Source organism: Rhodococcus sp. H-CA8f, assembly GCF_002501585.1.
GTDB lineage: Bacteria > Actinomycetota > Actinomycetes > Mycobacteriales > Mycobacteriaceae > Rhodococcus_F > Rhodococcus_F erythropolis.
The window spans coordinates 267447-287041 of the sequence record NZ_CP023721.1; the positions used below are offsets into that span (position 1 = coordinate 267447).

The window sequence follows — 19595 nt, forward strand, 5'->3', positions numbered from 1 at the left end:
TCAGGCCTCCAGGGAAGAGATCGTGGCGGACAGGAAGCCGGTGACGATGCCCGATGCCGCGGGCACCATGAGAATCTTCGACTCTGCCGCGATGGCGTTCTGCTGCAGCTGATCGTGCAGAACGATGAAGTGCGAGGTGGTGGAGGTGTTTCCGTACTTTTCGACCACGTTCAACGCTTCCGGCATCGGTGTGCCGAACTCTCGCTCTCCGAGAGCGTTCATGAACGTGACCGCCGACGCGCCGAACTGGTGGTGGATGATGTAGTCGAATTCCTCCTCGGCGAAGGTCGTGCCGCTGGCGGCGAGGTGGTTACGCTGACTGTTCGTCCACAACTTGAACCGGTCTTCGTTGTGCATGCGCCGGTTGTCGGTGTAGAGGGCCACGCCCGGGTTCTTGTCGCTCGGCATCCCCAAGCAGGCATCGGCGTACTCCGATGCGGTCATCAGTTCGATGTAGTCGATGCGATCGCGCTCGTCGACGGATTCGTCGACGACCAACGCGCACCCGGAATCGCCGACGGAGAGGGACGCGAACTGCAGGTCGTAGCCGCCGGTGATTTCCTTGACCGCCGTCTCGGAAATGGCCGTGATCGCTTCGCCGCTGACGACCAACCCGTTGCGGACGGCTCCGGACCGAATCATCCTGTCCAACACGTAGGTTCCGGTCATCATGCCCGCGCACGCGTTCGACAGGTCGAAGTGAATGGCCCCGGTGGCGCCGAGTTCCTTGGCGATCATCGCCGCGAAGGACGGCTCGAAATACACCTTCGACTCGTCCTTGCTGCGCGAGATCGAGGTGGAGATGACGACATCGAGTTCGTCTGCGCCATAGCGTGATCGGGACAAGCAGTCCCGTGCGGCCTTGAGGGCGAGTGTGAAGGAATCCTCGAAATTGCCGGGTGTCTTGTCGTGAACTCGGCGCTCCTGAACTCCGGTGATGGCAGCGAGATCGAAGGTGGGTTTCTGTGCGAGTCGGCCGATCAGCTCCTCGGTGGTGAGAACCTCGTCGGGCAGGTATGCGCCGATGGATTCGAATCGTGAATGCGGCAATGCAGCTCCTTGATTAGACGTGAAAGCCGAAAAGGGCACGGAAAAGCCAAGATTGGTGAACGTCCCCCGACGGCACCGCAGCAAGTCAGGTGTGCGCCGATGTCGCATTCGCCTGGTTGTGGGTGCGGCTCAAACCTTCCATCACGGTGCGAGAAAAGTACAGTGGCTCGATTGTCGTGACTCGGAAATCCGCTGCACGAGAGGCGATCCAGAACACACCGCGATGATGTGACGAACGGTATCTGATACCGGCGGAGACAGAAACAGGCGCACGGGAGGATGGAGGGGTGGCTACGGCTGCGTAACCGGACCTACCCAGCGGTAACTTAGCGCGAAGCCCGAAATCGGCACCAGTCGCGGCAGGCTGCGACTACTACTTTAGGTGGAGGTACGCCTGTGGTTGAAAGTTGAAACAAGCACGCACGGAATAGTATTCGATCGCCACTTCGTGAGCTTGATCACGAGATCACACCGTGAGACGCGCTAGGCGCAGGCCTGGTCCATCGGCTAACATCGGCTGACTGGGGACCGGGAGTGACGGCTCAGCAAATCGAAACCATCCGCAACGCAGCGCATTTCGCACACGCACAGCATCGCCCGCGACCGCGAGCGCTGTGCCGGGCCCCGCCCCACATCCACCGCAACGAAGGGCGCAACGACCATGTCACGACTCCAGGCCGCACTGCTCGCACTCGCGCTGCCCGTGCTGTGCGCCTGCGGCACAACCGCACCCATCTCCGGCGACGACCACACCTCCGATACCGGCACGCCCACGACATCATCAGCTGCGGAACACATCCCAGGAGCGGCGAGCGTCCCGGACGTCCCGGACCCCGCGCCCTCACTCGCAGGCACGCCACAGCTACGCGACTACCTCGCCGCGCTCATCGCAGCCGACATCGCAACCGACCCCGCCGACCTGAACGCCATCGCCGACTACACGCCCAAGATGTGCATGATGAAACGACTGACCAACGCCTCCGACGAGGAAACGACGTCACACGCCGTCGACGACCTTTCTGCCCTCGGTATCTCGCTCGACGCACACCAAGCCGATGTGCTCGTCTCGGCCGCGAACGACTACATCTGCCCGAAACCTCCCCGCTAGAGGCCGGTACGACGAGCTACTCACCTCGGTCGTCCGCAGGAAAAGGCTCGCAGACTAGGACGATCGCTCAGCCTGAGCGCGACGCAACGGCGGCGCCCCGAAGAGAAACCAGACGCCAGCTCCGACAAAAGGAATCACGACAACAAAGCTCGACCACCAAAACTTGGACGCCATCCGGTCATGCGGCGTACGAAAGATCGAAACCAGAGCAGCGACCGTCAAGGCAACACAGGCCGCTACCAGCGCCGTCCACGTGAGGTCGTACGCGAGTGGGATGGTCGGCGTCTCGACAGATCCGGTCAGCTGCGTCATCAATGTGTCCCCTACTGCTCACGGCGAAGACTTCGAGCATAGCCATCGACCATTGCGATACCCGAACGAATGGAACTGTCGCAGAAAACCGCTAACGGCCAGAGCACCACAGCGTCGCGCTGATGAGAAACCAGACCGTACTTCGACAATGAAATAGGACGCATCATTGAAAGCCTTCATCGACGACATCAGCGACCTACTGTGCATGATCTGGATGTTGATCACGCACGGGCTCGGCGCACCGGCCGTCCAGTAAGCGCTACCGTGAGCGCACCAACACCTCCACCGATGGACAGGGAAGGAGCCGCTCTCCGGGAACCGGCCCATCAGGGTGGTGCGACCTCGACGGGAAAGTGAGAGGGAAAGACGATGGCGCTACGACCATACGAACAATCACGGCCTATTCACCTCAAAGAACTCATCTACCAGTCGGAGATCGTGGACGCGGGCATCGCCAGGATCCAAGCAGCGATTTCGTCCGAGAGTCAGATCGCAGGTCTCGAGGATCACGCACGAAAGCGGCAGAACCTCGTCGAACTCGGCGCCGGAATCCAGTCGGTTCTCGGGGCTGGTGCTCTGGCGTCGAAAATCCTGCGTCCGGTTGATAAGTCGGGACAGTGGGCCAAGGGACGCGGTGATGACCTACGAGCGACACTCGCGCTGGGCGACGATGTGCTGAACTCTCGGAGCGTGCGAGACTCGCTCGAGCATTACGATGAACGGCTCGATTCGTTCACAAAGAAGGACTACAACACCGTCATCATGACGTCCTGGATGGTGATGTCTCAGAACACCCCCTTAGGCAACGGAAATGATCGCCCGATCTTGCGGTCGATCGACCCGAAGACACTCACCGTCCGATTGCCGGGCCGCGACCCGAAACCTGGCGAAGACTACAGCGCAGGGGAAGGTGTGATGCTGAGCTTGTATGACCTCCAAGCAGAGATGCACGATGTGCGCCGATCCGCAGAGCGGGCGCTCGGGATTGCCGAGACCGACGCCGGTTGAGCCAGGCCTCCGCGTCAGCCCGTACCGAAGATTCTGTCCCGCCTCGCAGACGGCTCAAATGAGCTGACCGCGTGTGCGGGGAGTGTGAGCGCTCCAACTCTGTGATCTGACTCTCAAGTAAGAAACGTCGGTTGCTACTTGTTTGCAGGATATCGTTGACTGGATGCCGGGAACCCGACAATCCGGGTTACACGTTGCGCAATGCGCGGCGTGGTACAGCCACGACGAAGGAGTCCACGATAAAGAAGACGCTCGCGGCATTGGTGCTCAGTGCGACAGCGCTCCTTCCCGTCGTGGCAGGCTGCAGCAGCAGCGCTGAAGGATCGTCGGGCGGTGCCCCAGAGGTAGATGCGCAGCATTCCCGCGGAACCGAATTCGTCAGTCAGCCAGGAGAAGTCGGACCGCCGAGGTGGTCGGTCCTCAAACCTGACGGCTGGGCCGTCGACGACGACACACCGGGTTTCGACGACACGCTCAGCTTCACCCGGAAAAGGACTGCGACAAGTCCCGCAGCACGAGATGTCGCGGGCTTCGCATCGAAGAACGCACCTAACCCGGATGTCGGCTCTGCCGAACTGCTTCAGGTCGGAATCGACATGGTCACCTCTGTCGCGAAAGGCGCCGAGGTGACATCCACGCCGACAACAATCGACGGACACGACGCGATGGTCATCGAGACACGCGGGGACTTGGGCTATCTCACGCTCGCCTCCAAGTCGACGGTGATAGCGGTTCCTCGCATCGACGGACCGGGCTTGGCGATCCTCTTCCTGACGACCACTGTCTCCGACGGCGCCACTCAACAACAGATCGACGACTTCGAACAGCTTCACGACACCATCAAGATTCTCTGAAAGGGAGGCGACCATGTTCGACTTGATCGGCGAGCTGACATTCCCGGACACCACCGCGTTCACTGACGAGCAGCTCGACTCTGTGACTCGCAGCGCCGAAGCGGGCGACGTCGGCGCCATGACCACGGTGGCCCTAGTGATGTGTTCGCGTGACGATTTCAGCGGCGGCGCAGTATGGTTCACCCGCGCAGCGGAGGCCGGTAGCTCCATCTCGATGTTCTGGATGGGACTCATCTCGATGCGAGCAGATGACTTCGTCGCCGCGAGAACGTGGTTCGAGGCAGCGAACAATGCCGGAGATACGCGCGCTCACGACATGATCCTTCGACTACCGATGATGATGGTCAGCGACGACCCCGACGCAACCCGGACCGCAGCACAGGCAGGTGATCCGGACTCGATGTACAAGCACGGCCGCGATCTGAGCGTCGACGGACATCGCGACGAAAGTTTCGACTGGGCCCGTAAAGCGGCCGAAGCGGGTCAGATCGACGCGATGACCGAAGTCGGTGCCCAGCTTCTCGATACCGACCAACGCACCGGGCTCGCGTGGTTGGAGAAGGCTGCCAGCGCCGGTCACATCCGGGCGGCGAACCTTTTGGGCGGTCATTTCATCAAGGCACGTCTGCACGGCCGGGCACGGGTGTGGTTGGAGAAGTCAGCCGCAGCGGGTAGCGGTGAAGCGATGTATCTGCTGTCGGCGTCGTATCTGGCAAGTGGGGACACGGAGAAGGGACGGCGTTGGATGACAGCTTCCGCTGATGCCGGGTACGCGCGGGCTGAGCAGTTGCTGAAGGAAAAGGGCTACCCCCGTCCCTGACTGCGCTACACGAATCACCGACCGGAACAAGCGGCCCGTGAACCGCTACGACAAACCGGGCTGCACACCCACCGCATTCGGGACCGATGAAGGAGCCGTGCCATGACTGATCCGTACAAGGACCTCCCGGAGGCGCTGTACGCGCAGTGGGAGCGGCGATGGGGTTCCGTCGCATTCCTCGGCGTGATGATCATGAGCGTCATCGCTGGCGTCGGGGCGATCGTGATGTACGAGGCCACCTCCACCGCCCCGTACGCACTCGGTATCACCGGGGCGCTGTGCGGCATGCTCGCCGGTGTTTCCATGTTGACCGTGGCGGCGCTGCGCCCAAGAGCGGCAGACGTATCCGGTGTGGTCGGCAGCGGCGGAGCGTTCACTCTCACGGCAGCGAGACAGTGGGCGGCGTCGGGCTGGCTGTGGTCGGCGATGCTCGGCCTGGGATTGCTGTTCCTCGGCATCGGCCTGAACTACGTAAGCCGCGCCGACACTGTTACCGGCCGAACCGATCTGGTGATCGGTTCCTTCAACACCAACTGGTGGATGGTGATGAGCGCGTTCTCCCTCGCGGTGACCCCCGTCATCTCGCTGCGGTACCTCGGCGCGTTCCGCATATCGATCGATGACGACGGGATGCAGATGGAACTCGGCCGCGCCTATCGCGGCTACCTCCGCTGGAGTGACGTGCACACGGTGCAACGAGCTGCGCGCGGACAGTACGCGATCGATATCATTCTCAAACCCGATGCCCGCGTGGAGAACACCTCACCCGGCTCGCCGCTCTTTCGCCTCGCTCCGGGAATCATCACCGAAGACTCACCCTTCCAACCCGGCTACGTGCACCTCGAGTGCGGCGGATGGAGCGGTACCGAAAGCACGCTGGTCGAGGAGATCGTTCACCATGCGCGCGCCGAAAACACAGAAACGCGGTCAGATGACAACCTCTGAGCCGCGTCCCTGCCGTCCGATGTGGGAGCCGCAGTGGCCGCAGAAAGTGCCCTGGTTGGGCGATGGCGACTGCTCGACCACAGGTGCTGGAATGATCTGTACTGCAGCGCATTAAGAGATTTCCGACCTACTTTGAGGTGAACGAATGAGCTTGACCGGAAAACAGATAGCGATCATCGTGACCTCCACTGCCCTCGGACTGGTCGTGGTGCTGTTTATCGGAGTGTATGTTGCGGCATCCTTCGCGAGACGGGTGCTGCCGTCGTACGCAGCGGTCTCCGAAACCAGTCAGCGATTGACCGATACGAACACGCAGTTCCCGGAGATCGACTGCACGCCAGTCGAATGGCGCGATGACATCACCCGCCAGAAGCGGTACGCGGAGGGCCTGATGAGCTGTCTGGACGAGATGTGGAGTCCGGTCGTGGACAAGGCGCTCGACGGCGGCAACTTGGTGACACCTCACGTGGACATGCGCTTCTACGGCGACGATGCACCCATTCTTTGCGGCGAAGGCGCCGAGGACTACGGGGTCAGTTTCTACTGCTCCCGCAACCGCACCATCCGCATCTGGACGTACGACGGTTTCAGCGAACTCGACCTCGTCAGAGTTGCCACCCACGAGTACGGTCATCATCTTCAGGAGGCGATGGGGCTCCATTCACAGCTGTCGATGCTGTCCAGACTGGAAGAGGACCCCTGGGTGGTGATGTTGTGGACCAAACGGCTAGAGGCTCAGGCCGAATGCCTCTCCGGTGTCAGCGCGAATCACATCCTGCCCAACCTCGCCGAAGAGTCCGTCATGGAAGACGACATCGACATCCCCGGCGAAGACCCCGAGGACACTCACCCGAGTCAGGCGAACAACAGAATGTGGTTCGACCGCGGGATGCAGGAAGGGCTCAGCTCCTGCGACACGTGGAGCGCACCGGAATCAGAAATTCGTTAGCACCCGATGCGGGGGCTGTTCGGTTTGACGACCGAAGCTCTCCAAGGGTTTTGACTGGACGAGTGTCGATAGCGAAGCAGGAAATCGGCGAGGTTTCGGCCGACGACGGGCCAGTCCTTGCGCTCCTCGAGCATTGAAGCCAGCAGTATGGTGTATTCGTCTCTCGTGGGGTCGAAGACGAGAAGTTCGGGTTCGACGAGCAGAGTTCCGAAGATGATGTCGTCTTTAGCCAGGCGGCGGTCGTCGATGCCCCAGAACATCAGTTCCCTGGCTGTCAGTGCCTTCGATGCCGACGGTGACAGAAGAGTGATGCTCTCTCGCCGGAGTCCATTGTCGTGGTGGAGCCTACATTCGGCGGTACTTGTCCATAGATTGAGGAGATCGTCGGGAAGGGCGTCCAGGTCCCAATTTTCGGCGATGCCGGGTATCTCGCAGGGCGGATCGAACAAGGTGGCGTCGCCGACCGGCTGGCGTGGATGGGTCGAGATGTGGGTCTGTTGCCCACTGAAGTATGCGTTCAGAACGTCGGTGATCGAAGTGGTCATGAATCCCTCGCTATCGTGATGTGTTCTGGCAGAGGGCCGAGGCAGCGGTCCTCAGGTGCGCGTCCACGACGTCGTCGATACGGGTGACGAGGTTGAAGTCTTCCGCGCCACCGGTCTGGGCGTGGGCGGCGCCGATGACTCCTGCGCACAGGTTCCACGCCAGTCGGCGGGTCAGTGGATGATCGTCGAGTTCGTGTGCGGTAATGGCGGTTTGGATGAGGGCATCGATCTCGCGTATCCAGTAGGTGAAGGCGGCGTTGTCGATCGAGGGTTCGAGGGTCAGCTTCATCCCTGCGCGAAGGTGGGTGTTGTGCGCGACGCTTCGAGCGATCACGGAGAACACACACCGGATGCGTTCGGGCGTGGACGTTCTCGTATCGGACGCAGCAATGGTCTCGAGGAGGGTGCGCGTCCAGTCGTCGATGAGGTGCTTGGCGATGGCTTCTTTGGACGAGAAGTGAAAGTAGATAGCGCCTTTGGTGAGTTCGCCGGTGGCGATGATGGTGCTGATGCTTGTTTCTGCGTAGCCGAGGACATCGAATTGATGTGCTGCGGCGTCGAGGATCGCAGCTCGGGTCTTCTGGGCGCGAGCCTGTATCGGTGGGTGTTGTCCGTGTGTGGGGTGGTCTGCCTCCGGGAAAGTTCGGGTCACTTTTTGCTCCTTTCGTCCGGGGTTTTCTCGCGTGCATGTGGAGCTGGACCGTGGGTGTTGGCGCTTTAGTGTTGCGGGGCGAGTAGCAGTGTGAGGGTGTGGAATTGTTGTTCGACGCTGGCGGCGAGGAATGCGCATCGGTCTGCGTCGATCTGTGGGTCGAGCGTGGGAGTCGGTGAACTCGCGGCGTCTGCACATCCGAGGGAGAGGTACTGCTCGAGGCTGCGGTTGAAAACATCGACGGGGGAGGAGTTCTGGCCGGTCCACTCCAGTGGTGTGGTGGTTTTGTCGATTTCGCGGACGAGGTTGTTCTTGCGGGTCAAGGCGTCTGCGCAGAGCTGCGCCTCGAAGCGGCAGGAGATTTCGGCTTCTGCGCGGAAGTCGGCGCACAACTGCGTGCACGGTGTCTTCACGGTTTGGTCGTGAACGGTCATGATGGAGTCCTCCCCGCGGGCGCACCCTGGTAGCGACATCACCACCATTGCGAGAGCACCGAGCATCAGCAGACGGTGTGCACCACCACGCTGTTGCTTCATCTCCCATCCGTCCGGTGTCTTCCGAAGTAGCCGTATTCCCTGTGAGAGCGGCCGGTTCAGCATGTGTTGACGACTCCCATCCCGAAAAGGGCGATCGCGAGCGCGGCCGTTGCGACGGCGAGGTTCGTCACGAGACGGCGATCGCCGTGGTCTTCGATGAGTAGAACCGTGAATCGCAGTGCCGCGGCGATGACCGCGGTGAGGAACCCGGCGATGTAGAAACACTGACTCTGTGCCACCGGATCCCCCGGAGTTTCTGAATCGCGTTCTTTACCAGCCGCTTCCGGCGTAGAAGATGTTTCCCAGGTTGGTGGCGGGGTCGACGAGGTGGATGCCGACGGTCCCGTCGGGGTGCGATGCCGCTTCGTCGAAGAGCTGATCGCCGGTGACCGGAGTCCACCCCCCGCCGGTGCTCCAGATCGAATCGTCGGGCAGGCCGACGGTCCAGGCGTCGCCGAATGCGAGGTTGATCAAGTTTCCGGCGTTGATCTGGCTGGCGACGACGGTCTCGTTGTGATCGAGAATGACTCCGACGTAACCGTTTCCGGATACCGGTGTCGCGGCCGAGGCCGATCCGGCGCCGACAATGGCGAAGGCCCCCGCTGCCGTGGGGATGGCGAGGCTCGCGAGGATTTTGTGTGTGCGATTCATGGACGATCCTTCTCTCGGTCCGGGCGTCGGCTCACGGCCGCATGCCGGAAATGTCGGAACGGTAGGTTCCTTGGCCATCCAGTGAACGCAAACGGCAAATAATTGGCAACTCCTAAGTGGCGCTGGAGGCTCAGATCACACTAGGTAGGGCGTGAGCCTCTCATGCGCGTGAGGCCCTGAGCTGTTCTGCGCCTGTCGGAGGAGGGGTACGGCAACTCAATAAGCATCAATGGCGCCCACCCATACTGGGTGAGCGCCATTCATACTGCTGCGCAACAGCTTCCGGCCATCCGATGACGACGCCGCAAGGGTTGCGCCGGACGGCGATTTAGTTGTAGGTCGGTGCGTAGTTGAACACGAGATCGCCGACGGTGATCAGATCACCGATAGTGAAAAGCTGGTTCAGGAAGTCGAGTCCGAGGGTGATGGTGGGCATCTGATCTTCTCCGGTGTTTGCTGGAAACTGGCTAGTTGAATATTTACCGCCAGCATGTCGCGTAGATGATCTAAGTATGAACGCACGGTTACATGAACCGAGATGTGACAGACGGAACACTGTTGTGGTTGTGGCGGAAGCTGACTGGGCGGGCGGTGGACTTTGTTAGCCGGATAATTGCAAGCTCGCGACGATTATCATCGCAGGTGGGCGGGCATAAGGGACTAACGTCATCGCCGTGTGGATTTCGTGACGACCTGCGGGGTTGCTAGCTAATAGCACCTATCGGTTACTGTGTGTGTTGATGAAACCGGACTTAACAGCTACCTGTCGACCACGGCTCGTGGTCGCCGCGAAACCGAAGGACACCCACCTATGTCACGCACGTTGAAAGCTACTGTGGCAGCGGCCGTTCTCGCATCGATCGGAACAATGGCAGGGATCGCGGGCGGCGGTGTTGCGTCGGCGGCGCCGACGGTGGCATTGGGCGGCGGCTCCGGAATCGTTCTGCCCGACACTGATCGCGCGAACCCCCATGTGAGCGGGCTGTGCACCCTCACTGCCGTCGGCTACGACAACGCCGGGTCGTTGGTGGGCTTGACGGCCGGGCATTGTGGTGTCCCCGGCGATCGTGTCGTCGCCGAATACGACGAAGGCGCTGGGGTTGTCGGTCGGTTCCGGTACTCGTCTCCGGTGACCGACATCGCGGTGATCGACCTCGACGACGCGATGGTCACTCCGTTGCGGACGGTGGGCGGCACGACAATCAACGGCATCGGCGCTGCTCCGGCGCCGGGATCGATCGTGTGCAAGGAAGGCCGCAAGACCGGCACCACGTGCGGTGTGACCTGGGGATACGACCAAGTCTACGGGGAGATCGTCGAGCACGCGTGCTCGATGCACGGTGACTCCGGTGGACCAGTGGTCGTAGGGGACCGGCTGGTGGGCGTGGTCAGTAACGGCTTCCGGCCGGGATGCTTCGATCCGGGACCGCCGCCGTTCCACGCGCCGATCAACGCTGCGGACATCAACATCGGGATCGCCGATGTCAATGCACACGGCGGTGGATTCCGGCTGTTCTGACAGACATCGGCCAATCCCCACCCACCTCGCAAAAGGAAACAACCGTGACGTACCCGCCACAGCAACCCGGGCCAGGTCCCACCGATCCCGTTGCCGGTCACAATCATTGGGTCCCACCGCGCTCACCGCTGCCTGGTTGGCCAAACAACTCACCAGGGGCCGGTCAGCCGTACTTCGCGCAGGACCACCAACTCCGACCTCCAGCGCAGCGCATCGAGTACGCCTCCTGGGGGCGCAGGGTGCTGGCGACTCTCGTCGATTTCGCGTTCAGCATTCCGTATCTGATTTCGTACACGGCGATGACGACAACGATCGAATACGGTTCCTACGATCCCCGCACCGGCGCATACGTTCGCGGTCACGGACCCGATGACACTCTGATGGTTCTGACCGTGATCCTCGGACTCGCCACCTTCGCCTTCTGGATCTGGAACACCATTGTCCGGCAAGGGAAAACGGGAGCTTCGATCGGAAAGCGCGTTCACGGCATCCGCGTCGTCTCCGAAGAGACCGGCCAGCCGATCGGGGTGGGCCAGAACTTCGCGCGCCAGCTCGCCCACATCCTCGACGGTCTGCCCTGCTACATCGGCTACCTGTTTCCGTTGTGGGAAGACAAACGACGCACATTCGCCGACATGATCATGAAGACCGTGGTCTTGCGGGACCCGAATGAGGCACCCCCCACTCCGGCAAACGACGTGGACACGCTGTATCGCTGATACGGATCGAGGCGTTCACATGCACTCTGCACAACCAGGCGACGCGGCCATCTCAGCGGCCGAGACGAACCCGGTTGACCGCCAACCGGGCACGGTGGACGCAGTTGAACGCAAAGGCTGCCTCGTGTACGGGATTGCAACGGCCGCACTGGTCGTCGCCGTCATCGGTGTGAGCGCGGTGATCGGCAGCGTCGTCGATGTCTGGGCCGGGAGAGCGCCAGCAGGTGCAGTGGTCTTGCCGTGTGCCTCGATGTCGTGGATTGGGCTGCACGCGGTGCGGATTGCGGTCGTGTTCGGTTTCGACGGCTTCGATCGCCTTCAGGGGTGGCTGTGGGCGGCCTCGTACTGTGTCGTTTTTCTGGCGGGGCCATTGGCGTTGCTGCTGTACGGCGCCGATTTGCGGTGGACCGGCCGCGCGCCTGACCGCGTCGGGGGAATCGCTTCCTCGCTGATCGCTGGGCTTCTGATCGGAGTCGTCGCGGGCGCGGCGGTCACGAAGCGTCGTAGCAAAGACTCAAGCGAAAGGGTGTGAGTATCGCGTGGTGGGACGGGTGACGGAGGAGAACGTCTTCCAAGTTCGGCTCAACGAGTTGTTTGCTAGATCGAGTCGCCGGTTGACGAACAAAGCTGTGGTGAACGGCATGGCCGCTCACGGCGTCGGCATCTCGACCCCGTATCTGTCGCAACTGCGAACAGGTATGCGGGACAGCCCATCCGATGAAGTAGTTCTGGCGCTGGCGAAGTATTTCGATGTGTCGCCCGGGTACTTCTTCTCGATCCCGTGGAGCGGTGATCGTGAGGCCGCGTACGGCGAGGACGAGGGAGTCGTCGGGGGTCTCGAGGATCCAGACCTGCAAAAGCTGTTGTCGACTTCGAACGGTCTCTCGTCGGGGTCCTTGGATCTGCTTGCCGACGTTGCTACGAAGCTCAGAGCTGCAGAAGCGAGATACGTCATCCCGGTGGATTCGTCAGCGTATGTGCGGCTGGCTGAATCGAGGCGGCGAAAAAGTTAGCGGCGCAGCAGGTTCGGTGTCCGATGTAAATCCCCGGCACCCACCGAGTTATTTGAAGTGGTGTCGATTGTCGTGGCGGTGGCATCGCCTGGACGTGCAAACGCTGCGGCTCCCGGAGCGGCTTCGGGTTGCTTGAAGTCCTTCGGCGTCTATTCGAATCATGTTGTCACCGGTGTGGGCGTCTCCAAAGGGCTCATCGCGGCGATACGGGCGCACCCGAGTTTGTCGGCGGAGGACACAACCACTTGCGATAGATGACGGCCAAGATGTGAAACCAGCAGCTCCGAATTGGCTATGGTTCAGTGCTGACGCGATTGTCTCCCAGGAGCAGATATGACCAGGATCCCTCTCGAACCGGCGGAGGAGAACAACCCCCACGGCGTGGGTTCGTTGACCGATGCCGAGGTCTCGGAGTTCAGCGCGGCCGTCGACCACCTGCGCTCCGTCATTCCTACCGCGTTCGGGTTGGAGTGGAACGATGCAGTGTTCTCCGGTGACGGATATGTCGTGACCGAAATGCAGCGTGGAAGTAGTGGGTACTTTAGCGGCTATCGTGGGGTACGAAAGACCGCGAATGGGTTCGCCGTCATGTCAGGGGATGAGCGGCGCTACGAAGGAGCGTCGGTGACCTTCAGTCGGTTCGAAGACGCGGTGAAAGGTTATGCGGCAGAGGTGATCGGATCGTTTCGGATGCACCGCAGTGGCCGTTACCTGGGTTTCGTGGCGTGGATGTGGAATGGCACGACCGGACCTGGTGTCGTTGCCCAACCGCTGAATCGGTCCAATACGGAATTTCACTATTCCCTCGAAGATGATCCGAGTATCTGGCTCGAAGGCAGAACGACGGCAGCGACACTTTCGCACGGATTGGGCATGTCGATTCCGGCGTTCATTGCCGCCGTCATCGCTCACCCGAAGGTGACCGGCAAAGATGCGACGGCCTGGCCGAAACCGGTACAACCCTGAGCCGTGGGCGATGGTCCTTGGGTACGCGACGGAGTGCCGCATGAACGTTGTTCGCGTTGTCGCCGCCGATCGAGCAGGAAGTGGCGTGGTGGGCTCGCTATTGAGCCAAAGAGCTGACCCGGTAGGTGATCTTGTTGGTGGTCGTTGTGGGCATGTCGTTGAGATACGAACTGAGCGCACGCGCGGCGTCGTTCGCGAGTGCCGTTGCAGCGCCGGGTGTTCGTGCGCGAGCAGTCACCGCGATCCCGGCGATGTCGGAGGCGCCAGCAATGGTCAGATCTGATTCGTAGTCTTCTGCAGCACCGCCGCGTGTGTGTGTGCGAGGAGTTCAGCGGTCTTGGCGAGGTCCTCGGGGGTTGTCTGAATGCCGACGAAGACGTAACTCGTGGTTCCGGCATCGGGTTGCGTCGGTGTAACACTGAACTCGACGAGAGCCGTGCGGGTGAATGCGATTGTCTTCGTCCACCACAACCCGCCGAATACTGCGAGTATGACGACTGTTACGAGGACGATCAGGCGTTGCGGGCGTGTCACGGACTGCTCCTTCGTTCCTACGGCCGTCGGCGACGCGCGTGCGTCCCAGTATTCATCACGGGGTTGTCGGGGCGAGCTTCCGCTACCGCCCCGGGGGCCGTGGACGGAGTCGTGGACTGTGCAGTGGTGTGGTGCCGCATTGACAGGCGGGGGCTGTGTGAGGGTGAGAGTCCGTGCGGTCCGGTCAATCCCGAGTAGTCCTTTGGGGCTAATACTTTTGGTGGGGAACCGCTTACGGTGTCGACCCGGCGGGGAACGTCCTGCACCTCGGAATGCATGGATATGACCGTGTGAAGGGTGGACAGAGAAGTTAGTCGGTGAACACCATGAACGCGACACGCGCCTGGCCGGTGTGCGCGAAGACCGCTTCGTTGACCAAATCGCAAAGGGCCACGGCGCCGTAGTTCGCGATCCGCTGAGTCGAGAGTGGCGTCCGGCCGCGGGCGTACACCACCTTCCCCGCGACGGCCGTTGTGTCCTTGATGGTCAGGCTCGACTCGTATTCGGATCTGTTGCCGCCGTATGTGTTTACGATCCGCTCTGCGACAAGTCTCACGATCTCGTCGTTCGAGAACGGAAGGGCCGCGATCACTGTGGAAGTGATGTCAGAAGGATCGCCGCGCGGAACGTAGGCGAAGGGCTCGGCCGTGAACGCGACCGGTGACGAGCGGGTGAAGGCAATTGTCTTCGTCCACCACAGTCCACCTATCGCGACGATCACGACAGCGACAACGATCAGAATGCGGTGCCGAACGACCAGACGTCTCGTCGGTTAGTTGTACCGTGCCGGACGCACTCGACAGGTCAACGTGGCCAGCGGCATTCGCGTCGGTGCGAGTCGATATGGTGCACGACATGATTCGCTACCGCTTCGGCGCTTCCACAATCATGTTTGGCGACGACCTGTCACTGCGGCGCGGACGTAGGTCGAACTGATGGCCGACGCACCAGAAACTCTCGACGAAATGCACAAGCAGATCGCCGACATCCAGGACAAGATCCGGCGGTTACGCCGGGAGCGGATGGACACCGAGAACACCACCCCGAATCCTCAACCGCTCAGCGTGGCCATCCGTCAAGCGCACCGGGACCGGGACGCCGTGGTCAATCCGAAAGTCGAGGACTTGCGCTCACGAGCGGGTGAACTGACGGACGCGATCGACGAAGTCTGGGCGAGCTGCGACCATATTCGATGGTCGCTCTACCGCTTCGACCGCACCGGGGTCATCGCGAGGATGTCGTCCTACGGCAAGGACACGCTCAACTCGCTGCAGCAGTCCTTGGAGGAGGAAGCGGTGATGCGGACCCAAACCCTCGAATCGCTCGAAGCGCAGGGCGTCTCGGAGTTCCCGGTACCGAAGCCGTTTGCCATGTACCCGGCGAACCGTAGGGAGTTCTGATGGCGCGCGGCAAGCACCGTCAGGCCAAGCACAACCGCGACATGCGGGATGCGCAGGACAAGCTCGCGGCTGTCCGGGCGGAACTCGCCGAGGAAGAGCGCCTGCACGAGGCGGCGTTCAAGGCGCGCGCCGAGGCGGATGAACTCAAACGCGAGTTGGACGCTGCGTGTGCGGATCGGGACAGGGCGTGCCAGGCGGAAGTCGATCGACTCGGCATCGAGATCGCCGCGCTCGGCCCATGGGTGAAGTCCCATCGTGCGCTGTATCAGCGGGTCCACGATCGCTGGGGGAGGATGCTGGATCCCATCACCGACGCCCTGGGGGGTGGCAAAACCGAGAGCTTGGAAGCGTTCATGGCGGTGATCAGCGCCCAAGACAGCGTGATTCTTCAGCTCGATGTCGCCGACCGGCGACAGATCTCGCAGGAAGCAGCCACCGCGATTCAGCGCGCCCGCGGCGGTCGACGATCGGCTCAACCGAAAAAGCACTACACCGAGGCCCAGAAGCAGATGCGGAAGGAGCTACTCGTCTCACGGTTGCCTGCGGATGATCATCGCGCGGACGCCGACGTCGACGACGAAACACGGCAGCGCGCTCTCGGTACCCTCTTCGATCGCACTCCGGCGGCGGTCAGTGCTTGGCATCCGGCCTCGTGGATCGCCGAGCCCAGCCCTGAGTCGGCTGGGTCGGCGCAGGCTCTGGGGCTGGTCCTGGGCGAGGAACACACCGACTTCCCGGAAGGGCCTTCCATCCCGACGCAAGCGCACGCGACACTGAGTGCGGCGACACGCAATGCGTTGTCCGGGTTGCCGCCCCGTCAAATATTTACGACGTGGCAGCGTGCGTACAGTGCGGGAACCGAGCAGGCTCTCGATTCCCGGATTCGCCTCCCCATCGCTGCGATGCCTCGTCACCCCATTCCCGCGGACGCGGCCTCGCTGCAGCACTGGTACACAGCGGCAGCATGGGGGAGTGCGCTCCGCTACGTCGGTGGCGCCGGGTCGTGTGCACCGTCGAGGATCGCGGTCGCCACACAAGCGGCCGTCCCCTTCTGGCTCCCACCCGGACACACACTCAACTACGCAGATTCGGAGCCGCTCTCAGCCGAAGACCGCGCCGACATCCGGTTGCCGTATGCGCAGGTGTTCCTCGCCTTCGCCGATCCGCTCCGACTCGACGCCGCGACACCGTCGACACCTGAGGTGGACGAATCGTGGGAGTGGATGACGCGCGTCGTCACGGACATCTTGGGCCGCGGTCAGACAAGGTCCCTGGGATCGATGTTGCTGGCCGGAACGCGAGGATTCACCACCGACCGGGTCGACCTCTGCGACATGATCGAGCAGCGCGGGGCAAGGATCGAAGGCCTCGTCCTGCTCGCCGACGCCGTAGGCCGACTCGACGACGAGTTCGCCTGGTGCATAACGATCCCCGCCAAGTCCGGCGGTGTGCTCGGGCGATGGACCCTCCCCGCGTCGTTGGACAGTACCGCGTTCCGCGACCAGGTGATCAACCTGGCGGCGGTCGCGGCATGGGGCGATTGGCACAGCGCAGCTGAGGAAACCGACGGGCGTGTCACAGTTCGGGAGTCTGCGGACGGCGAGTCAGCCGCCCGCAAGGACGCCGCGGTGCGGGTCCTGAACGTGAAGGCAACCGGGCGTGCGGAGTCCGGGGCCGCGCAGGGGACCGGCGCGCAGGTGGCGCCTCATATCCGGCGTGGGCACTGGCGGCGGCAGCGGTACGGGCCGAAGCGCTCACTCGAACGGCGAGTGCGCATCGCGCCGGTACTCGTCAACGCTGCACGCGGCGACATCGGCCCTCGCGTGTACCGGTTGCCGTCGTTGCCGCGCGAGGGCGCGGCTGTGACGCGTCAGCGGTGAGCGCGCGAGCACTACGGGTGAGTCAGGCATCTCTGGCGATCTCGGTGGTCCTGCTGGTGCTGGTCTATTTCTGGGATCTGCTGTCGTTGCGACTCCAACACCAACCCAGCTGGTGCATCGATCACTACGGAACCCCGGCGCGGTTCGCCAACATGCTGCCCGACCGCGCGGAGCGGGTAGCGGCAGGAGTTACAGACTTCTGGGGATGGCTCCCGCCAGGTGTGAGCTGCACCTTCACCGACGTACTGACCAAAGAAAGCGAGACCCTGACACCGGCCGCGGACAGGTCGTACTTCGTCGTGGTCCTGGTGGCGATGGTCCTGATCTCAACTGCAGGCATCGTTGTCGCCCGGCGAAGGCACTGAACACCCAGCAGCGTGGCCCGAGCCCCGTCGGCACTGTGGTGGCCGCGGGGCCACGCCGACTCCGCGAAGTCACTGAATCGCGTGTAGAAATAGTCACGAAAGACCCACCCGTAGAACGAGAAAGGATCCGCACATGGGGACCTACCATCATGTGGTTTTGCGTTCGGCGGCTGGCGAATACGTCGCCAGAGTGAGGCCGAGCGCATTCGGATGCGACATCAAACTCGGTAGTGGAGGATACTTCGATCAGAACGTCCTCCCTGCTGTGACGGCATTCGCGGAGAAGCATTTCGGCACTTCCCTCACTCCCATTTGGGTTGACGACATGTCTTGTGACGGTTGGGAATACAACCCAACACTCGTCGCTCCCTGGGACGGCCCGGTGTCCCTGGACGACGAACCGGAACTTCCCCACCTGGTGCCAGCCAGTCAACAGGGTGCTGCTGTCCGCGCACATCCGGACATCATCGTCGCCGGTATGTAGCCGCCCCCCGCGGGCCGGTAACCAGGAAACCGCGGATACATCGCACGCAGTGCGTTCTAGGTTCCGTTCAACGGGGCGACGGATTGCTCGTGTTGCAGTTTGGTGTCGACGGGCTCAAAGCAGTTGGGGGAGAATGTATGAACGGCCCGACAGCCGTTCCGATTCATCAACTTCGACTGCTGGGAGATCAACGCCAATGCGCAACTGGATTGTGTACGACGACGAGAACAATCACATTGGTACGGTGACCGCCGACGACAGGTATTCGGCGCAAGACAAGGCGCAGGAGATCGAGGGTTGCTCCTGGATCGAACCCGAAGATGCACCGCACACACCGGTCCCCTAAACGGGCCGCGCTCACGCAATAAGGGGATTCGAACCTATTGGTTCGAGTCCCCTTTTCTCGGTGCATATTTGGGTTATGCCGTCGCGCGCTGGCCAAGGCGGCACCCAGGGTGCGGTCGTTAGCGGAGGCATGGGATCCAAGAAAACCGGTCCAGTTGGTCTCGTTTCATGTCAAGATTAGTCGACGACATTTGATGCTGAACGAGAAGGAGATTCGATGCGTTCGATCACGCGCGCGGCCCTGGTTGGTGCTGCAGCTCTTCCCTTGGCTATGGCGGCTCCCTCGCTGGCCTCGGCCTCGACGGCTGCCGACGTCACCTTCGCTTACAGCGCGTCCGGGTCCACTGTGAGCAATACCATCACCAACAACTCGGGCGGTCCTCTGCAGTGCACCACGGGCCTCGGGGACGCCCCTGGTGGCGTGTTGCCGCCGATCGAAGACACGATTGGACCAGGACAAACGATCTACGAGACCGGCGTGATCCCGACGGGCAGAACAGTTCAGACAGTCACCGGTATCCCGGACGGCGCTTACGTCGTCTTGGCGTCCTGCGGCAGCCTCGACGAACCGATGAGCATGTGGGCCTCGGACTACCCAGGACTCGAGACATACCTGGCGATGTTCCCGTTCACCACCTACGCCGTGCAGCAAGCGTCCTGGGTGGTCACGTTGCCCGCCGCTGGAGCGCCCGCAGTAGCCCCAGGCGTGAGCTTAGGGAGCTGACACCGGCAGTAGATCTTTAGAACGGCGCGCGTCACCGACGGACGAGATTTCGTCGGCGATGCGCGCCGCTTTCATTGGTGGCTACACGGAAAAGCCCAAGGGATGGGACGATCGCGACGGCTTTAGGTGTCTGACATTCAACCGCGACAACGCCGTTGATTCCGGCCGTGGTGTCGCAAATGTTTACCGGGTAAACGCTATGGCGTTGCAACCGGT

27 protein-coding genes are annotated in these 19595 nt (G+C 62.0%); 17 read left to right on the forward strand and 10 right to left on the reverse strand.

The window, feature by feature from the left end:
* The gene (locus CPI83_RS30385) at positions 1-1050 is read right to left on the reverse strand and encodes a 3-oxoacyl-[acyl-carrier-protein] synthase III C-terminal domain-containing protein (RefSeq protein WP_097388564.1); all 1050 of its coding nucleotides are present in this window, start codon (positions 1048-1050) and stop codon (positions 1-3) included.
* A 661-nt stretch (positions 1051-1711) separates the two neighbouring features.
* Between CPI83_RS30385 and CPI83_RS30390 the strand changes: the two genes are divergently transcribed.
* Positions 1712-2158, forward strand: coding sequence for a hypothetical protein (locus CPI83_RS30390; RefSeq protein ID WP_097388565.1), 447 nt, complete (start codon positions 1712-1714; stop codon positions 2156-2158).
* A gap of 54 nt (positions 2159-2212) precedes the next feature.
* Here the strand turns inward: CPI83_RS30390 and CPI83_RS30395 are convergent, their stop codons facing one another.
* Positions 2213-2470 carry a PLD nuclease N-terminal domain-containing protein gene (locus tag CPI83_RS30395; protein ID WP_097388566.1) on the reverse strand — a complete coding sequence of 86 codons (258 nt, stop codon included), beginning with the start codon at positions 2468-2470 and terminating at the stop codon, positions 2213-2215.
* Positions 2471-2839: 369 nt separating this feature from the next.
* Here CPI83_RS30395 and CPI83_RS30400 point away from each other — a divergent pair, with 369 nt between their 5' ends.
* The 5 genes from CPI83_RS30400 (at position 2840) to CPI83_RS30420 (ending at position 7046) form a co-directional block, all read left to right on the forward strand.
* Positions 2840-3478, forward strand: a complete 639-nt coding sequence (locus tag CPI83_RS30400; RefSeq protein ID WP_097388567.1) for a hypothetical protein — start codon at positions 2840-2842, stop codon at positions 3476-3478.
* A 155-nt stretch (positions 3479-3633) separates the two neighbouring features.
* On the forward strand, positions 3634-4332 hold the full coding sequence (locus CPI83_RS30405) for a hypothetical protein (RefSeq protein WP_157920709.1): 699 nt from the start codon (positions 3634-3636) through the stop codon (positions 4330-4332).
* 13 nt (positions 4333-4345) lie between these two features.
* Positions 4346-5152, forward strand: a complete 807-nt coding sequence (locus CPI83_RS30410) for a tetratricopeptide repeat protein (RefSeq protein ID WP_097388569.1) — start codon at positions 4346-4348, stop codon at positions 5150-5152.
* 102 nt (positions 5153-5254) lie between these two features.
* A complete protein-coding gene (locus CPI83_RS30415; protein ID WP_097388570.1) occupies positions 5255-6097 on the forward strand; it encodes a hypothetical protein in 843 nt (280 codons plus the stop codon).
* Positions 6098-6242: 145 nt separating this feature from the next.
* Entirely contained in the window at positions 6243-7046 is an 804-nt protein-coding gene (locus tag CPI83_RS30420; RefSeq protein ID WP_097388571.1) for a neutral zinc metallopeptidase, read from the forward strand.
* Here the strand turns inward: CPI83_RS30420 and CPI83_RS30425 are convergent.
* From CPI83_RS30425 to CPI83_RS30445, 5 genes are all read right to left on the reverse strand, one after another.
* Positions 7043-7591, reverse strand: a complete 549-nt coding sequence (locus CPI83_RS30425; RefSeq protein ID WP_097388572.1) for a hypothetical protein — start codon at positions 7589-7591, stop codon at positions 7043-7045. The genes CPI83_RS30420 and CPI83_RS30425 overlap by 4 nt on opposite strands.
* 10 nt (positions 7592-7601) lie before the next feature.
* Positions 7602-8243 carry a TetR/AcrR family transcriptional regulator gene (locus CPI83_RS30430; protein ID WP_232816953.1) on the reverse strand — a complete coding sequence of 214 codons (642 nt, stop codon included), beginning with the start codon at positions 8241-8243 and terminating at the stop codon, positions 7602-7604.
* 65 nt (positions 8244-8308) lie between these two features.
* Positions 8309-8779 carry a hypothetical protein gene (locus tag CPI83_RS30435; RefSeq protein ID WP_097388573.1) on the reverse strand — a complete coding sequence of 157 codons (471 nt, stop codon included), beginning with the start codon at positions 8777-8779 and terminating at the stop codon, positions 8309-8311.
* Between the two features lie 56 nt (positions 8780-8835).
* Positions 8836-9018, reverse strand: a complete 183-nt coding sequence (locus CPI83_RS30440; protein ID WP_097388574.1) for a hypothetical protein — start codon at positions 9016-9018, stop codon at positions 8836-8838.
* A gap of 31 nt (positions 9019-9049) precedes the next feature.
* On the reverse strand, positions 9050-9430 hold the full coding sequence (locus CPI83_RS30445; protein ID WP_097388575.1) for a hypothetical protein: 381 nt from the start codon (positions 9428-9430) through the stop codon (positions 9050-9052).
* Between the two features lie 811 nt (positions 9431-10241).
* On the opposite strand from CPI83_RS30445, the gene CPI83_RS30450 reads away from it, so the two are divergent.
* The 5 genes from CPI83_RS30450 to CPI83_RS30470 all read left to right on the forward strand — a co-directional run bounded on the left by CPI83_RS30450 (position 10242) and on the right by CPI83_RS30470 (position 13647).
* The gene (locus CPI83_RS30450) at positions 10242-10949 is read left to right on the forward strand and encodes a S1 family peptidase (RefSeq protein WP_097388576.1); all 708 of its coding nucleotides are present in this window, start codon (positions 10242-10244) and stop codon (positions 10947-10949) included.
* Between the two features lie 44 nt (positions 10950-10993).
* The gene (locus CPI83_RS30455; RefSeq protein WP_232816954.1) at positions 10994-11668 is read left to right on the forward strand and encodes an RDD family protein; all 675 of its coding nucleotides are present in this window, start codon (positions 10994-10996) and stop codon (positions 11666-11668) included.
* Between the two features lie 19 nt (positions 11669-11687).
* A complete protein-coding gene (locus CPI83_RS30460; RefSeq protein WP_097388578.1) occupies positions 11688-12200 on the forward strand; it encodes a hypothetical protein in 513 nt (170 codons plus the stop codon).
* An 82-nt stretch (positions 12201-12282) separates the two neighbouring features.
* Positions 12283-12681, forward strand: coding sequence for a helix-turn-helix transcriptional regulator (locus CPI83_RS30465; protein ID WP_157920710.1), 399 nt, complete (start codon positions 12283-12285; stop codon positions 12679-12681).
* A gap of 333 nt (positions 12682-13014) precedes the next feature.
* The gene (locus CPI83_RS30470; protein ID WP_097388580.1) at positions 13015-13647 is read left to right on the forward strand and encodes a hypothetical protein; all 633 of its coding nucleotides are present in this window, start codon (positions 13015-13017) and stop codon (positions 13645-13647) included.
* Positions 13648-13744: 97 nt separating this feature from the next.
* On the opposite strand, the gene CPI83_RS30915 is transcribed toward CPI83_RS30470, so the two are convergent.
* The 3 genes from CPI83_RS30915 to CPI83_RS30480 all read right to left on the reverse strand — a co-directional run bounded on the left by CPI83_RS30915 (position 13745) and on the right by CPI83_RS30480 (position 14902).
* Positions 13745-13885 carry a hypothetical protein gene (locus CPI83_RS30915; RefSeq protein ID WP_157920711.1) on the reverse strand — a complete coding sequence of 47 codons (141 nt, stop codon included), beginning with the start codon at positions 13883-13885 and terminating at the stop codon, positions 13745-13747.
* 35 nt (positions 13886-13920) lie between these two features.
* Complete coding sequence (locus CPI83_RS30475; RefSeq protein WP_097388581.1) at positions 13921-14181, reverse strand: hypothetical protein; 261 nt, start codon at positions 14179-14181, stop codon at positions 13921-13923.
* A 310-nt stretch (positions 14182-14491) separates the two neighbouring features.
* Positions 14492-14902, reverse strand: a complete 411-nt coding sequence (locus CPI83_RS30480) for a hypothetical protein (protein ID WP_097388582.1) — start codon at positions 14900-14902, stop codon at positions 14492-14494.
* 214 nt (positions 14903-15116) lie between these two features.
* Between CPI83_RS30480 and CPI83_RS30485 the strand changes: the two genes are divergently transcribed.
* The 6 genes from CPI83_RS30485 to CPI83_RS30505 all read left to right on the forward strand — a co-directional run bounded on the left by CPI83_RS30485 (position 15117) and on the right by CPI83_RS30505 (position 19379).
* Positions 15117-15581, forward strand: coding sequence for a hypothetical protein (locus CPI83_RS30485; protein ID WP_097388583.1), 465 nt, complete (start codon positions 15117-15119; stop codon positions 15579-15581).
* Positions 15581-17461, forward strand: a complete 1881-nt coding sequence (locus CPI83_RS30490) for a hypothetical protein (RefSeq protein WP_097388584.1) — start codon at positions 15581-15583, stop codon at positions 17459-17461. The genes CPI83_RS30485 and CPI83_RS30490 overlap by 1 nt, the downstream gene beginning before the upstream one ends.
* 17 nt (positions 17462-17478) lie before the next feature.
* Positions 17479-17826 (forward strand): hypothetical protein, encoded by a 348-nt coding sequence (locus CPI83_RS30495; protein WP_157920712.1) that lies wholly within the window; start codon positions 17479-17481, stop codon positions 17824-17826.
* 133 nt (positions 17827-17959) lie between these two features.
* Positions 17960-18310, forward strand: coding sequence for a hypothetical protein (locus tag CPI83_RS30500; protein ID WP_097388586.1), 351 nt, complete (start codon positions 17960-17962; stop codon positions 18308-18310).
* Between the two features lie 196 nt (positions 18311-18506).
* A complete protein-coding gene (locus tag CPI83_RS30920; RefSeq protein WP_157920713.1) occupies positions 18507-18656 on the forward strand; it encodes a hypothetical protein in 150 nt (49 codons plus the stop codon).
* A 216-nt stretch (positions 18657-18872) separates the two neighbouring features.
* Positions 18873-19379 (forward strand): hypothetical protein, encoded by a 507-nt coding sequence (locus CPI83_RS30505; RefSeq protein ID WP_097388587.1) that lies wholly within the window; start codon positions 18873-18875, stop codon positions 19377-19379.
* The last annotated feature ends 216 nt before the right edge of the window (positions 19380-19595 follow it).

What these genes read in the sequence shown, in the direction of transcription:
- CPI83_RS30435 (WP_097388573.1), bottom strand. Translation starts at nt 8,779, where the DNA reads ATGAAGCAACAGCGTGGTGGTGCACACCGTCTGCTGATGCTCGGTGCT.
- CPI83_RS30505 (WP_097388587.1), top strand. Translation starts at nt 18,873, where the DNA reads ATGCGTTCGATCACGCGCGCGGCCCTGGTTGGTGCTGCAGCTCTTCCC.
- CPI83_RS30415 (WP_097388570.1), top strand. Translation starts at nt 5,255, where the DNA reads ATGACTGATCCGTACAAGGACCTCCCGGAGGCGCTGTACGCGCAGTGG.
- CPI83_RS30445 (WP_097388575.1), bottom strand. Translation starts at nt 9,430, where the DNA reads ATGAATCGCACACACAAAATCCTCGCGAGCCTCGCCATCCCCACGGCA.
- CPI83_RS30500 (WP_097388586.1), top strand. Translation starts at nt 17,960, where the DNA reads ATGGGGACCTACCATCATGTGGTTTTGCGTTCGGCGGCTGGCGAATAC.
- CPI83_RS30450 (WP_097388576.1), top strand. Translation starts at nt 10,242, where the DNA reads ATGTCACGCACGTTGAAAGCTACTGTGGCAGCGGCCGTTCTCGCATCG.
- CPI83_RS30395 (WP_097388566.1), bottom strand. Translation starts at nt 2,470, where the DNA reads ATGACGCAGCTGACCGGATCTGTCGAGACGCCGACCATCCCACTCGCG.
- CPI83_RS30390 (WP_097388565.1), top strand. Translation starts at nt 1,712, where the DNA reads ATGTCACGACTCCAGGCCGCACTGCTCGCACTCGCGCTGCCCGTGCTG.
- CPI83_RS30420 (WP_097388571.1), top strand. Translation starts at nt 6,243, where the DNA reads ATGAGCTTGACCGGAAAACAGATAGCGATCATCGTGACCTCCACTGCC.
- CPI83_RS30400 (WP_097388567.1), top strand. Translation starts at nt 2,840, where the DNA reads ATGGCGCTACGACCATACGAACAATCACGGCCTATTCACCTCAAAGAA.
- CPI83_RS30470 (WP_097388580.1), top strand. Translation starts at nt 13,015, where the DNA reads ATGACCAGGATCCCTCTCGAACCGGCGGAGGAGAACAACCCCCACGGC.
- CPI83_RS30460 (WP_097388578.1), top strand. Translation starts at nt 11,688, where the DNA reads ATGCACTCTGCACAACCAGGCGACGCGGCCATCTCAGCGGCCGAGACG.
- CPI83_RS30485 (WP_097388583.1), top strand. Translation starts at nt 15,117, where the DNA reads ATGGCCGACGCACCAGAAACTCTCGACGAAATGCACAAGCAGATCGCC.
- CPI83_RS30920 (WP_157920713.1), top strand. Translation starts at nt 18,507, where the DNA reads ATGCGCAACTGGATTGTGTACGACGACGAGAACAATCACATTGGTACG.
- CPI83_RS30490 (WP_097388584.1), top strand. Translation starts at nt 15,581, where the DNA reads ATGGCGCGCGGCAAGCACCGTCAGGCCAAGCACAACCGCGACATGCGG.
- CPI83_RS30425 (WP_097388572.1), bottom strand. Translation starts at nt 7,591, where the DNA reads ATGACCACTTCGATCACCGACGTTCTGAACGCATACTTCAGTGGGCAA.
- CPI83_RS30410 (WP_097388569.1), top strand. Translation starts at nt 4,346, where the DNA reads ATGTTCGACTTGATCGGCGAGCTGACATTCCCGGACACCACCGCGTTC.